This window comes from Streptomyces sp. LARHCF249 (assembly GCF_052871255.1).
This window is the reverse complement of the sequence record NZ_JBIXJQ010000010.1, coordinates 1-14,087: the sequence shown is the minus strand read 5'-3', so window position 1 is coordinate 14,087 and position 14,087 is coordinate 1. Positions and strand designations below refer to the sequence as shown.

9 protein-coding genes and 1 tRNA gene are annotated in these 14,087 nt (G+C 66.5%); 1 reads left to right on the top strand and 9 read right to left on the bottom strand.

Going from position 1 to position 14,087, the window contains the following annotated elements:
• Positions 1-75 precede the first annotated feature (75 nt).
• The 9 genes from ACIPUC_RS26605 to ACIPUC_RS26565 all read right to left on the bottom strand — a co-directional run bounded on the left by ACIPUC_RS26605 (position 76) and on the right by ACIPUC_RS26565 (position 12,617).
• The gene (locus ACIPUC_RS26605) at positions 76-3,975 is read right to left on the bottom strand and encodes a DNA-directed RNA polymerase subunit beta' (protein WP_446592691.1); all 3,900 of its coding nucleotides are present in this window, start codon (positions 3,973-3,975) and stop codon (positions 76-78) included.
• Positions 3,976-4,072: 97 nt separating this feature from the next.
• Positions 4,073-7,555, bottom strand: a complete 3,483-nt coding sequence (gene rpoB / locus ACIPUC_RS26600) for a DNA-directed RNA polymerase subunit beta (protein ID WP_446592690.1) — start codon at positions 7,553-7,555, stop codon at positions 4,073-4,075.
• Between the two features lie 596 nt (positions 7,556-8,151).
• A complete protein-coding gene (gene rplL / locus ACIPUC_RS26595; RefSeq protein WP_446592688.1) occupies positions 8,152-8,535 on the bottom strand; it encodes a 50S ribosomal protein L7/L12 in 384 nt (127 codons plus the stop codon).
• 110 nt (positions 8,536-8,645) lie between these two features.
• Positions 8,646-9,176, bottom strand: a complete 531-nt coding sequence (gene rplJ / locus ACIPUC_RS26590) for a 50S ribosomal protein L10 (RefSeq protein WP_215144029.1) — start codon at positions 9,174-9,176, stop codon at positions 8,646-8,648.
• 549 nt (positions 9,177-9,725) lie between these two features.
• A complete protein-coding gene (gene rplA / locus ACIPUC_RS26585; protein ID WP_446592687.1) occupies positions 9,726-10,454 on the bottom strand; it encodes a 50S ribosomal protein L1 in 729 nt (242 codons plus the stop codon).
• An 85-nt stretch (positions 10,455-10,539) separates the two neighbouring features.
• A complete protein-coding gene (gene rplK, locus ACIPUC_RS26580; RefSeq protein WP_069921505.1) occupies positions 10,540-10,974 on the bottom strand; it encodes a 50S ribosomal protein L11 in 435 nt (144 codons plus the stop codon).
• A 165-nt stretch (positions 10,975-11,139) separates the two neighbouring features.
• A complete protein-coding gene (gene nusG, locus ACIPUC_RS26575) occupies positions 11,140-12,072 on the bottom strand; it encodes a transcription termination/antitermination protein NusG (RefSeq protein WP_446592686.1) in 933 nt (310 codons plus the stop codon).
• Between the two features lie 84 nt (positions 12,073-12,156).
• Entirely contained in the window at positions 12,157-12,438 is a 282-nt protein-coding gene (secE, locus tag ACIPUC_RS26570; RefSeq protein WP_030298162.1) for a preprotein translocase subunit SecE, read from the bottom strand.
• A gap of 106 nt (positions 12,439-12,544) precedes the next feature.
• A tRNA-Trp gene (locus ACIPUC_RS26565) sits at positions 12,545-12,617 on the bottom strand.
• A 215-nt stretch (positions 12,618-12,832) separates the two neighbouring features.
• On the opposite strand from ACIPUC_RS26565, the gene ACIPUC_RS26560 reads away from it, so the two are divergent.
• A complete protein-coding gene (locus ACIPUC_RS26560; RefSeq protein ID WP_446592680.1) occupies positions 12,833-14,059 on the top strand; it encodes a pyridoxal phosphate-dependent aminotransferase in 1,227 nt (408 codons plus the stop codon).
• Positions 14,060-14,087 lie beyond the last annotated feature (28 nt).

Here is a 14,087-nt window from a genome sequence, read left to right as displayed (position 1 = left end):
GCATCCGATCTACGACGCGCCGCAGGGCGGCCACCCTCTCGGGTGACCGCCCTGCGGTTACTGCTCTGGTCCGACTCAGCCGTTGTACGGGCCGTAGTCGTAGTCCTCCAGCGGGACAGCCTGGCCGGAGCCGGTGCCGAAGGGCGAGTAGTCGATGTCGTCGTAGCCGACGGCCGAGTACATCGCGGCCTTGGCCTCCTCGGTGGGCTCCACCCGGATGTTGCGGTAGCGGGCGAGGCCCGTACCGGCCGGGATGAGCTTACCGATGATGACGTTCTCCTTGAGGCCGATGAGGCTGTCGGACTTGGCGTTGATCGCCGCATCCGTCAGGACTCGGGTCGTCTCCTGGAAGGAGGCGGCCGACAGCCAGGACTCCGTCGCCAGCGAGGCCTTGGTGATACCCATCAGCTGCGGACGGCCGGAGGCGGGGTGACCGCCCTCGGTGACCACACGACGGTTCTCGGTCTCGAACTTCGACCGCTCGACCAGCTCGCCCGGCAGGAGCTCCGCGTCGCCGGACTCGATGATCGTCACGCGGCGCAGCATCTGCCGGATGATGATCTCGATGTGCTTGTCGTGGATCGACACGCCCTGCGAGTTGTAGACCTTCTGGACTTCGCCGACCAGGTGGACCTGGACGGCACGCTGGCCGAGGATGCGCAGCACGTCGTGCGGGTTGGTGGCACCCATGGTGAGCTTCTGGCCCACCTCGACGTGGTCGCCCTCGTGCACGATGACCTTGGCGCGCTTGGAGATCGGGAACGCCGTCTCCTCGCTGCCGTCGTCGGGCGTGATGACGATCTTCTTCGTCTTCTCGGTCTCCTCGATCCGCACGCGGCCGGCGGCCTCGGAGATCGGGGCGACGCCCTTCGGGGTACGGGCCTCGAAGAGCTCGACGACACGCGGCAGACCCTGCGTGATGTCGTCACCGGCCACACCACCGGTGTGGAAGGTACGCATCGTCAGCTGGGTACCGGGCTCACCGATGGACTGGGCGGCGATGATGCCGACCGCCTCACCGATGTCGACCAGCTTGCCGGTGGCGAGCGAGCGTCCGTAGCAGAAGGCACAGGTGCCGACCGCGGACTCACAGGTCAGGACCGAGCGGGTCTTGACCTCCTCGACGCCGTTGGCGACCAGGGCGTCGATGAGCACGTCGCCGAGGTCGACGTTGGCCGGCGCGATGACCTTGCCGTCGATGACGACGTCCTCGGCCAGCATGCGGGCGTAGATCGAGGTCTCGACGTCGTCGGCCTTGCGCAGCACGCCGTCCTCGCCGCGAACGGCGATCTTCAGCTTCAGGCCGCGCTCGGTGCCGCAGTCCTCCTCGCGGATGATCACGTCCTGCGAGACGTCCACCAGACGACGGGTCAGGTAACCCGAGTCGGCGGTACGCAGGGCGGTGTCCGCCAGACCCTTACGGGCACCGTGCGTGGAGATGAAGTACTCCAGAACGGTGAGGCCCTCACGGAAGGACGCCTTGATCGGACGCGGGATGGTCTCGTTCTTCGCGTTCGACACCAGACCACGCATACCGGCGATCTGTCGCATCTGCATCATGTTTCCTCGGGCACCCGAGTCAACCATCATGAAGATGGGGTTCGTCTTGGGGAAGTTCGCGTTCATCGCCTCGGCAACCTCGTTGGTCGCCTTGGTCCAGATCGCGATGAGCTCCTGCGTGCGCTCGTCCTTGGTGATCAGACCGCGCTCGTACTGCTTCTGGACCTTCTCGTCCATCGCCTCGTAGCCCGCGACGATGGCCTTCTTGGCCTCGGGCACGACGACGTCGGAGATGGCCACGGTGACGCCCGAACGGGTCGCCCAGTGGAAGCCGGCCGCCTTCAGGTTGTCGAGCGTCGCCGCCACGATGACCTTGGGGTAGCGCTCCGCCAGGTCGTTGACGATCTCGGAGAGCTGCTTCTTGCCCACCGAGTAGTCGACGAACGGGTAGTCCTCGGGCAGCAGCTCGTTGAAGAGCGCGCGGCCCAGCGAGGTGCGCAGACGGAAGCTGTCGCCCGGCTGGAACTCCTGCTCGCCCTCTTCGGCGACCGGCGGCACCCAGCCGCGCGGCGGGATGGTGCCCACCGGGAAGCGGATGTCGACGGACGACTGCAGCGCGAGCTCGCCGGCGTCGAACGCCATGATCGCCTCGGCCGTGGAGCCGAACGCACGGCCCTCGCCCTTGGTGTCGCGGAGCTCACCGTCGGTGGTCAGGAAGAACAGACCGAGGACCATGTCCTGGGTCGGCATCGTGACCGGACGGCCGTCGGCCGGCTTGAGGATGTTGTTCGAGGACAGCATCAGGATGCGGGCCTCGGCCTGCGCCTCCGCGGAGAGCGGCAGGTGCACGGCCATCTGGTCACCGTCGAAGTCCGCGTTGAACGCGGTGCAGACGAGCGGGTGGATCTGGATGGCCTTGCCTTCGACCAGCTGGGGCTCGAAGGCCTGGATGCCGAGGCGGTGCAGCGTGGGCGCACGGTTCAGCAGGACCGGGTGCTCGGCGATGACCTCTTCGAGCACGTCGTACACGACCGTGCGGCCGCGCTCGACCATGCGCTTCGCCGACTTGATGTTCTGCGCGTGGTTCAGGTCGACCAGGCGCTTCATCACGAACGGCTTGAAGAGCTCCAGCGCCATGGCCTTGGGCAGACCGCACTGGTGCAGCTTCAGCTGCGGACCGACGACGATCACGGAACGCGCGGAGTAGTCCACGCGCTTGCCGAGAAGGTTCTGGCGGAATCGACCCTGCTTGCCCTTCAGCATGTCGCTGAGGGACTTCAGGGGACGGTTGCCGGGACCGGTCACCGGACGACCACGACGACCGTTGTCGAAGAGGGCGTCCACGGCCTCCTGAAGCATGCGCTTCTCGTTGTTCACGATGATCTCGGGCGCGCCGAGGTCAAGGAGCCGCTTCAGACGGTTGTTGCGGTTGATCACGCGGCGGTACAGGTCGTTCAGGTCGGAGGTCGCGAAGCGGCCACCGTCCAGCTGCACCATCGGACGCAGGTCCGGCGGGATCACCGGCACGCAGTCCAGCACCATGCCCTTGGGGCTGTTGCTGGTCTGCAGGAACGCGGAGACGACCTTGAGGCGCTTGAGCGCACGGGTCTTCTTCTGGCCCTTGCCGGTACGGATGATCTCGCGGAGGCGCTCGGCCTCCTCCTCGAGGTCGAAGGACTCCAGGCGCTTCTGCAGCGCCGCGGCACCCATCGAACCGTCGAAGTACGTACCGAAGCGGTCGCGCAGCTCGCGGTAGAGCAGCTCGTCGCCCTCGAGGTCCTGGACCTTGAGGTTCTTGAAGCGGGTCCACACCTCGTCGAGGCGGTCGATCTCGCGCTGGGCGCGGTCACGGAGCTGCTTCATCTCGCGCTCGGCGCCTTCGCGCACCTTGCGGCGCACGTCGGCCTTGGCGCCCTCGGCCTCGAGCTCGGCCAGGTCGGTCTCGAGCTTCTTCGCACGGCCTTCGAGGTCCGAGTCGCGTCGGTTCTCGATCTGCTGGCGCTCGACGGAGACGTGCGCCTCCAGGGACGGGAGGTCGCGGGTGCGGCGCTCGTCGTCCACGAACGTGATCATGTACGCGGCGAAGTAGATGACCTTTTCGAGGTCCTTCGGCGCGAGGTCCAGCAGGTATCCGAGGCGCGACGGGACGCCCTTGAAGTACCAGATGTGGGTAACGGGAGCGGCAAGCTCGATGTGGCCCATCCGCTCACGGCGCACCTTGGCGCGCGTGACCTCGACGCCACAGCGCTCACAGATGATGCCCTTGAAGCGGACACGCTTGTACTTGCCGCAGTAGCACTCCCAGTCCCGGGTCGGACCGAAGATCTTCTCGCAGAAGAGTCCGTCCTTCTCGGGCTTGAGGGTGCGGTAGTTGATGGTCTCCGGCTTCTTGACCTCGCCGTGGGACCAGGTTCGGATGTCGTCCGCGGTGGCAAGGCCGATCCGCAGCTCGTCGAAGAAGTTGACGTCGAGCACTGTGCGTCAATCCCTCTTTCGGGGTCGAGTCTCAATCATGGTCTGAACGGTCCCGGGGATGACGGGGGGCTCTTGAGCGAGCCCCCCGTCAGGCCCGTCAGACCTCTTCGACGCTGCTCGGCTCGCGCCGGGACAGGTCGATACCGAGCTCCTCCGCCGCGCGGAAGACGTCCTCGTCGGTGTCGCGCATCTCGATGGACATGCCGTCCGAGGACAGCACCTCCACGTTGAGGCAGAGCGACTGCATTTCCTTGATGAGCACCTTGAAGGACTCGGGAATGCCCGGCTCGGGGATGTTCTCGCCCTTGACGATGGCCTCGTAGACCTTCACGCGGCCGGTCACGTCGTCGGACTTGATGGTCAGCAGCTCCTGGAGGGCGTAAGCGGCGCCATAAGCCTCGAGCGCCCACACCTCCATCTCACCGAAGCGCTGGCCACCGAACTGCGCCTTACCACCCAGCGGCTGCTGCGTGATCATCGAGTACGGACCGGTCGACCGAGCGTGGAGCTTGTCGTCGACCAGGTGGTGGAGCTTGAGGATGTACATGTACCCGATCGAGATCGGGTCCGGGAACGGCTCACCGGAGCGGCCGTCGAACAGACGCGCCTTGCCGGTCGGGAGCACCATGCGCTCGCCGTCGCGGTTCGGGATGGTGTGCTGCAGCAGGCCGGCCAGCTCGTCCTCGCGGGCACCGTCGAACACCGGGGTGGCGACGTTGGTACCGGGAGCGACCTGGTCGGCGCCGATCGCCTGGAGGCGCTGCGCCCACTCGTCCGCCAGGCCGGAGACGTCCCAGCCGCGGCTGGCGAGCCAGCCGAGGTGGATCTCCAGGACCTGTCCCGGGTTCATTCGGGACGGGACACCCAGCGGGTTCAGGATGATGTCGACCGGAGTTCCGTCCTCGAGGAACGGCATGTCCTCGATCGGAAGGATCTTCGAGATAACACCCTTGTTGCCGTGACGGCCGGCGAGCTTGTCACCGTCGGTGATCTTGCGCTTCTGGGCGACGTAGACGCGGACCAGCTGGTTCACGCCCGGGGGAAGCTCGTCGCCCTCCTCGCGGTCGAAGACGCGGACACCGATGACCTTGCCGATCTCACCGTGAGGGACCTTGAGCGAGGTGTCACGCACCTCGCGGGCCTTCTCACCGAAGATCGCGCGGAGCAGGCGCTCCTCCGGGGTCAGCTCGGTCTCACCCTTGGGCGTGACCTTGCCGACCAGGATGTCGCCGGCGACCACGTCCGCACCGATGCGGATGATGCCGCGCTCGTCGAGGTCCGCCAGGACCTCTTCGGAGACGTTCGGGATGTCCCGGGTGATCTCCTCGGGGCCCAGCTTGGTGTCACGGGCGTCGACCTCGTGCTCCTCGATGTGGATCGAGGAGAGGACGTCGTCCTGCACGAGGCGCTGCGACAGGATGATCGCGTCCTCGTAGTTGTGGCCTTCCCACGGCATGAACGCGACGAGCAGGTTCTTGCCGAGGGCCATCTCGCCCTCTTCGGTGGCCGGGCCGTCGGCGAGGACCTGGTCCTCGACGATCCGGTCGCCCTCGTTGACGATCACCTTCTGGTTGACCGAGGTGCCCTGGTTCGAGCGGGAGAACTTGGAGACGCGGTACGTGGTGTACGTGCCGTCGTCGTTGGCGACGGTGATGTAGTCGGCCGAGACCTCCTGGACGACACCGTCCTTCTCCGCACGGATCGAGTCGCCGGCGTCGACCGCACAGCGGTACTCCATGCCGGTGCCGACGAGCGGGGCCTCCGCCTTGATGAGCGGAACGGCCTGGCGCATCATGTTCGCGCCCATGAGGGCACGGTTGGCGTCGTCGTGCTCCAGGAAGGGGATCATCGCGGTCGCGACGGACACCATCTGGCGCGGGGAGACGTCCATGTAGTCGACGTCGTCGCCGGCGATGTAGTCGATCTCGCCGCCACGACGGCGCACCAGCACGCGGTTCTCGGTGAAGCGCATCTCGTCGTTCAGGCGGGCGTTCGCCTGGGCGATGACGAAGCGGTCTTCCTCGTCGGCCGTCAGGTAGTCGACCTCGTCGGTGACGACACCCTCGATGACCTTGCGGTACGGGGTCTCGATGAAGCCGAAGGGGTTGATGCGGCCGTAGGAGGCCAGCGAGCCGATCAGACCGATGTTCGGGCCTTCAGGGGTCTCGATGGGGCACATGCGGCCGTAGTGCGACGGGTGGACGTCACGGACCTCGAAGCCGGCCCGCTCACGGGACAGACCACCCGGGCCGAGGGCGTTCAGACGACGCTTGTGCGTCAGCCCCGACAGCGGGTTGTTCTGGTCCATGAACTGCGACAGCTGGCTGGTGCCGAAGAACTCCTTGATGGAGGCGACGACCGGCCGGATGTTGATCAGGGTCTGCGGCGTGATCGCCTCGACGTCCTGGGTCGTCATGCGCTCGCGCACGACGCGCTCCATACGGGCGAGACCCGTACGGACCTGGTTCTGGATGAGCTCGCCGACGTTGCGGATACGACGGTTGCCGAAGTGGTCGATGTCGTCGGTCTCGACGACGATCTCCCGGCCCGACTCGCCGACCGTCTCGGTCTCACCGGCGTGCAGCTTCACGAGGTACTTGATCGTCGCGATGATGTCGTCGGTGGTGAGCACACCGGCGTCGAGCGGCTCGTCGGCGCCGAGCTTCTTGTTCACCTTGTAGCGGCCGACCTTCGCGAGGTCGTAGCGCTTCGGGTTGAAGTAGAGGTTCTCGAGCAGCGTCTGAGCGGCCTCGCGGGTCGGCGGCTCGCCCGGGCGCAGCTTGCGGTAGATGTCGAGCAGCGCGTCGTCCTGGCCCTGGGTGTGGTCCTTCTCCAGGGTGGCGCGCATGGACTCGTACTCGCCGAACTCCTCGAGGATCTGCTCGGTGGTCCAGCCGAGAGCCTTCAGGAGGACGGTGACGGACTGCTTGCGCTTGCGGTCGATGCGGACACCGACCATGTCGCGCTTGTCGATCTCCATCTCCAGCCAGGCACCCCGGGACGGGATGATCTTGGCGGAGAAGATGTCCTTGTCGGACGTCTTGTCGATGGAGGAGTCGAAGTAGACACCAGGGGAGCGGACAAGCTGCGACACGACGACACGCTCGGTGCCGTTGATGACGAAGGTGCCCTTGTTGGTCATGAGCGGGAAATCGCCCATGAAGACCGTCTGAGACTTGATCTCTCCGGTCTCGTTGTTCGTGAACTCGGCAGTAACGAACAGCGGAGCCGCGTACGTGAAGTCGCGCTCCTTGCACTCGTCGACAGAGTTCTTCGCCGGCTCGAAACGGTGGTCGCGGAAGGTCAGCGACATCGACCCGGAGAAGTCCTCGATCGGCGAGATCTCCTCGAAGATCTCTTCCAGACCGGACTTGGTGGGGACGTCCTGTCCACTCTCAAGCGCCGACTCGACGCGAGCCTTCCAGGCGGCATTGCCGAGCAGCCAGTCAAAGCTCTCGGTCTGCAGCGCCAGGAGGTTCGGAACCTCGAGGGGCTCCTTGATCTTTGCAAAGGAGATGCGCAGCGGGGCGGTGCTGGCACCGTTGTTCGTATTGGTCGAGGCGTTGCGCGAGGCGGCCAAGAGGGGGTCCTTCCGAGGGCTCGGACTCACTACGCGCGTACCGGTCCCAGCCGACACAGAAGACAGACCCCTCCCGAACTGGCCGAAAGACCAGGTCAGGGCGTATCAATCAAGTGTGCTCGAGCGTGGGCATGCCCCTGGCGACGGGCAGGGGACAGCTAACAGGCAGCGCAAAGGGTCAGTGTAGCCACTTGGCTCACTGATGTCCAGACCAGGTTTCCGGAAACCGGCAACAGGCCTTCCCCACGTCTCTTCAAAACAACACTGCACATCCAACGCCGCGGCCCTCGAACACAGAGCGCGTATGAGTACTGCCCTCTTCGTAGCCGATCCATGCCTCGGATCTCGGATCGAGCCGGATCGCACTGGACCGAGCCGATTCGAGCTGGCGACGGGACTGAGAATTGCGCGCCGCGTCCCGTTCGTCAAGGCCCCCTGCTCCGAGCGGATCATCTCCGGACCCAGCTTCGAGGCAACGAAGATCACCCTACTCCCCAACGAGACCAGGGCAAGTCAGGCACTGCCGGTACGCCAAAGGGCGACCACCCTTACGGGTGATCGCCCTTGGTTGGGGCCTCGAAGAGGCCCCAGAGGTGTTACTTGACCTCGACGGCCGCACCGGCGCCCTTGAGGGCCTCGGCGGCCTTCTCGGCGGCGTCCTTGGCGACCTTCTCGAGGACCGGCTTCGGAGCGCCGTCCACGAGGTCCTTGGCCTCCTTGAGGCCCAGGGAGGTCAGCTCACGCACGACCTTGATGACCTGGATCTTCTTGTCGCCCGCACCGGTGAGGATGACGTCGAACTCGTCCTTCTCCTCCTCGGCCTCGGGGGCGGCGCCACCCTGGGCGGGGCCGGCAACGGCGACGGCCGCGGCGGCGGTGACGTCGAACTTCTCCTCGAAGGCCTTCACGAACTCGGAGAGCTCGATGAGGGTCATCTCCTCGAACTGGGCGAGGAGGTCGTCCTGAGAGAGCTTCGCCATGATGGGCGATCCTTCCACTAAATCGGCAGGTGCCGGATGTATATAGAGGCGGGCGTAACGGCCCGCTACGACCCACGCACTAGGCGGCGTGGATCAGTGCGCGAGCCGAATTACTCGGCACCGCCCTGCTCGGCGAGCTTGACGCGAAGCGCTTCCGCGGTGCGGACGAACTTCGACGGCAGCGCCTGGAAGAGCGAGGCAGCCTGAGACTGCTTGCCCTTGAACGCGCCGGCCAGCTTGCTGAGCAGAACCTCGCGGGACTCGAGGTCCGCAAGCTTCTTGATCTCATCGGCGGTGAGCGCCTTACCATCAAGGACACCCGCCTTGATGATGAGATTCGGGTTCTCCTTGGCGAAGTCACGCAGGCTCTTCGCCGACTCCACCGGGTCACCGGTGATGAAGGCGACCGCGGTCGGACCAGCGAAGTGCTCGTCCAGCGCGGTGATCCCGGCCTGGTTGGCCGCAATCTTGGTCAGCGTGTTCTTCACCACGGCGTACTGGGCGTTCTCACCGAGCGAACGACGCAGCGTCTTGAGCTGCGCAACGGTGAGACCCCGGTACTCGGTCAGCACGGCGGCGTTCGAGCTCTGGAACTGGTCCGTGAGCTCGGCTACCGCGGCAGCCTTGTCGGGCCTTGCCATAGAGCGTCGGCCTCCTTCCGGGTGATGAGGACCGCTCAGAAGGGGCTGAACAAAACGAAACGCCCCGGCGCAAGCGCACGGGGCGTAAGCTCGACCGAATCACTCCGGGAGCTTGTCCACGAACACCTGCGCAGGACGTCCGCATTCAACGGATCCTTCGGCCGCCGCGCTCTTGCGGGCACGGCAACGACCAGCGGTCTTTGGCTTCTGGGGAAGCGTACGTGAAGCGGTGGACCGAAGGCAAATCGCTCCTGCGAAGCCTTGCTGGTCTTGCTCCGGCGCTCGGGCCCCGGGGGCGGAGGAGGCACTGGCGGCCCGCAGCCCGTCGACCGTGACGGTGCCGAGGTGCGTCGTCCTCTGGCCGTCGACGGCCTCCTCGCCGACCTTCTCGCCGACCTTCTCGGGGTCCTTGGCGGGGTCCTTGGCGGCGCTCAGGCCGTCGGCCGTGTCGGCCGGGTTCCGGCCGGAAAAAAACGGGCCCCTCGCCACCCCGTGAGGGGGGCGAGGGGCCCGTTCAGCCACTCGGTGAGCCGGTGGGGCTCAGCCCGATCAGACCGCGGCCGGGTCTTCCTCGACGAGGAGGTTCCGGGTGCGGTTCGAGTCCAGCTGGATGCCGGGGCCCATCGTGGTGCTCAGGGCGGCCTTCTTGATGTAGCGGCCCTTCGCGGCGGACGGCTTCAGACGCAGGATCTCGTCCAGGGCCGCGCCGTAGTTCTCGACCAGCTGCTCATCGGAGAAGGAGACCTTGCCGATGATGAAGTGCAGGTTCGAGTGCTTGTCGACGCGGAACTCGATCTTGCCACCCTTGATCTCGGTGACAGCCTTGGCGACGTCCATGGTGACGGTGCCGGTCTTCGGGTTCGGCATGAGGCCACGGGGACCGAGCACGCGGCCGAGGCGGCCGACCTTGCCCATGAGGTCCGGCGTGGCGACAACCGCGTCGAACTCGTTCAGGCGGTTGCCCTTGGCGATCTCGTTGATCAGCTCGTCGTCGCCGACGATGTCGGCGCCGGCGGCTTCCGCGGCCGCAGCACGGTCACCGGTCGCGAAGACCAGGACCCGGGCGGTCTTGCCGGTGCCGTGCGGGAGGTTCACGGTGCCACGGACCATCTGGTCGGCCTTGCGCGGGTCTACACCCAGGCGGAAGGCGACCTCGACGGTGCCGTCGAACTTGGTCGCGGAGGTCTCCTTGGCGAGACGGACGGCCTCGAGCGGGGCGTACAGCTTCTCCCGGTCGACCTTGGCGTCCGCAGCGCGGAGAGTCTTGCTGCGCTTCACTTCTGCTCCTGTGTTGTTTCAGGCGTGGAGTCGTGGTGCGGACCAGCGCTTGGCCCTACCACTGGTGGTGCTGGAGGGGGCTGGATCAGCCTTCGACGGTGATGCCCATCGAACGCGCGGTGCCGGAAATGATCTTCACGGCGGCGTCGATGTCGTTGGCGTTCAGGTCGGGCATCTTCAGCTCGGCGATCTCCTTGACCTGGGCAGCCGTGAGCTTGGCGACCTTGGTCTTGTGGGGCTCGCCGGAGCCCTTCTCCACGCCCGCGTGCTTCAGGATGAGGCGCGCGGCCGGCGGAGTCTTGGTGATGAAGGTGAAGGAGCGGTCCTCGTAGACCGTGATCTCCACCGGCACGACCATGCCACGCTGCGACTCGGTCGCGGCGTTGTAGGCCTTGCAGAACTCCATGATGTTGACGCCGTGCTGACCGAGCGCGGGGCCGACCGGCGGAGCCGGGTTGGCCGCACCGGCCTTGATCTGGAGCTTGATAAGCCCCGTGACCTTCTTCTTCTTGGGAGGCATTGCTCTCTCCGGGTCCTAGTGAGAGTTTTCAGCCGCCGATCCGGTCATCCGGATGGAGGCATACCGCACCACGATAACGGGTATCGGTGCGGGGCTAAAAACCGAGCAGGTCAGACCGCCCTTTACGGGGCGATCTGACCTGTCCGGAAGCTTTCGCTCAGAAGATCAGTTCTTCTGGATCTGGTCGAAGCTGAGCTCGACCGGGGTCTCGCGGCCGAAGATCTCGACGAGGCCCTTGACCTTCTTCGAGTCCGGGTTGATCTCGTTGATCGTCGCCTGGAGCGTGGCGAACGGACCGTCGGTGACGGTGACCGAGTCGCCGACCTCGAAGTCCAGGACCTCGATGGTGCGCTTGACGGCGGGCGCCGGCAGGCCGGCCTCTTCCGCGGCGGCCTTGGCGGCCTTCTCCTGCGCCTCCGGGGCGAGCATCTTGACGATCTCGTCCAGCGTCAGCGGGTACGGGTCGTACGCGTTGCCGACGAAGCCGGTGACGCCAGGCGTGTTGCGGACGACACCCCAGGACTCGTTCGTCAGATCCATGCGGACGAGAACGTAACCGGGCAGCTTGTTCTGCCGGACGTTCTTGCGCTCGCCGTTCTTGATCTGGACGATCTCTTCCTCGGGCACCTCTGCCTGGTAGATGAACTCCTCGACGTTCAGCGAGACGGCGCGCTGCTCCAGGTTGGCCTTCACGCGCTTCTCGTAACCGGCGTAGGTGTGGATCACGTACCACTCGCCGGGCAGGAGGCGCAGCTCCTCGCGCAGGGCCTGGATGGGGTCGACGGGCTCGGCCTCGGCGGCCTCTTCGGCCTCCTCGCCGGCCTCGGCCGCGACCTCGGCGTCGCCCTCTTCCCCGGCGTCGCCCTCTTCCTCGGCGTCGTCGGCAGCCGCCTCGACCTCGGCGTCGTCCTCGATCTCGGCGTCAGCGTCGACCTCGTCCTGGACGTGCAGCGCGGCCTCCTCGGCGGCGACACCCGCCTTGGCGTCGGCGCGCTCGGCCTCATCGGGGTCCACAGCGTCCGCCGCCTCGACGATGTCGAGCGCGTCCTCGACGGACTCGACGGAGTCGTGGCTCGCGTTCAGGTTCGGGTCAGACACGGTGGCTGCTTCTTCCTGGATACAAAAGGTGGTGGAACATGCGAAAACGGGCGGCACCCATCAAGGCGCCGCCCTCCGCGGGGATCAGCCGAAGACGAACTTGATGGCTTCCTGGAACCCATAGTCAATCACGGTCACCAGACCGATCATGATGACCACGAAGACAATCACCACGGTGGTGTACGTCGTGAGCTGGTTGCGAGTGGGCCATACAACCTTGCGGAGTTCCGCGACAATCTGGCGGTAGAACAGCGCGAGCCGGCCCAGAGGACCCTTCTTGCCGCGCTTGCCGCCCTTGCGGGCCTTCTTCTCGCGGGTGTCGTCCTCGGCGTCAGGCATGTCGATGGAGCCCAGGGCGTCCGTCACGTCTCTCACCTGAATCCGGGTCGTGGCCGTACCGCGCCCGGTTGCGCCGCACGGCGTTGCATCGAAGTACGTACCTGCGCACACACATCCGAGAAGGAGTGTGGAGCAGGGCCGGAGGGACTCGAACCCCCAACCGCTGGTTTTGGAGACCAGTGCTCTACCAATTGAGCTACGACCCTTTGCGTCCCCCAACCTACCGCATCCGAGCGAGTGCACGGAGTGCTCACGCTTTGGGCGGTCGGCGAGGTCCAACGACAGGTGAGTGTACGTGAACCACGCCCTGACGTCGAACAGGATCCCATCCGGCCGGCCCTGAGCCGACCGCGGGCCGTCCCCCGGTCCGGTAACTGAAACGTTGTGCGGCAGCTCTTTGCCGTCTGGGACGATTGCCCGCATGACCTCTGCAACGCCTTCTTCCGAGCGCCGGGTGTCCGCCCGTATCGGCGCCATTTCCGAGTCCGCCACCCTCGCCGTGGACGCCAAGGCCAAGGCCCTCAAGGCCGCCGGACGCCCGGTGATCGGCTTCGGCGCGGGCGAGCCCGACTTCCCGACCCCGGACTACATCGTCGAGGCCGCGGTCGAGGCCTGCCGCAACCCGAAGTACCACCGCTACACGCCGGCCGGCGGTCTGCCCGAGCTCAAGGCCGCGATCGCCGCCAAGACCCTGCGCGACTCCGGCTACGAGGTCGACGCGTCGCAGGTACTGGTGACCAACGGTGGCAAGCAGGCGATCTACGAGGCGTTCGCGGCGATCCTGGACCCGGGCGACGAGGTCATCGTCCCGGCTCCGTACTGGACCACCTACCCGGAGTCCATCCGTCTCGCCGGCGGTGTCCCGGTCGAGGTCGTCGCCGACGAGACCACCGGTTACCGGGTCTCCGTCGACCAGCTCGAAGCGGCCCGCACCGAGCGCACGAAGGTCGTCCTGTTCGTCTCCCCGTCCAACCCGACGGGCGCTGTCTACAGCGAGGCCGAGACCGAGGCGATCGGCCGCTGGGCCGTCGAGCACGGCCTGTGGGTGCTGACGGACGAGATCTACGAGCACCTGGTCTACGGCGGCGCGTCCGCCGCCTCGCTCCCGGCGGTCCTGCCCGAGCTGCGCGACAAGTGCATCGTGGTCAACGGCGTCGCCAAGACGTACGCGATGACCGGCTGGCGCGTGGGGTGGATCATCGGCCCGAAGGACGTGGTGAAGGCCGCGACCAACCTGCAGTCGCACGCCACGTCCAACGTGAGCAACGTGGCGCAGGTGGCCGCGCTCGCGGCCGTCTCGGGCAGCCTGGACGCGGTCGCGGACATGGGGCGCGCCTTCGACCGCCGCCGCCAGACGATCGTGCGGATGCTCAACGAGATCGAGGGCGTGCTCTGCCCCACCCCCGAGGGCGCGTTCTACGTGTACCCCTCGGTCAAGGCGCTCCTCGGCAAGGAGATCCGCGGCAAGCGCCCGCAGACCTCCGTCGAGCTCGCCGCCCTGATCCTGGACGAGGTCGAGGTCGCGGTCGTCCCCGGCGAGGCCTTCGGCACCCCGGGCTACCTGCGCCTGTCCTACGCCCTGGGCGACGAGGACCTGGTGGAGGGCATCTCCCGCGTCCAGAAGCTCCTCTCCGAGGCCAAGGCCTAGGACACCCCTGAGCGGCGGCCCCCCCCCC

What these genes read in the sequence shown, in the direction of transcription:
- rplL (WP_446592688.1), bottom strand. Translation starts at nt 8,535, where the DNA reads ATGGCGAAGCTCTCTCAGGACGACCTCCTCGCCCAGTTCGAGGAGATG.
- rplJ (WP_215144029.1), bottom strand. Translation starts at nt 9,176, where the DNA reads ATGGCAAGGCCCGACAAGGCTGCCGCGGTAGCCGAGCTCACGGACCAG.
- rplK (WP_069921505.1), bottom strand. Translation starts at nt 10,974, where the DNA reads ATGCCTCCCAAGAAGAAGAAGGTCACGGGGCTTATCAAGCTCCAGATC.
- ACIPUC_RS26560 (WP_446592680.1), top strand. Translation starts at nt 12,833, where the DNA reads ATGACCTCTGCAACGCCTTCTTCCGAGCGCCGGGTGTCCGCCCGTATC.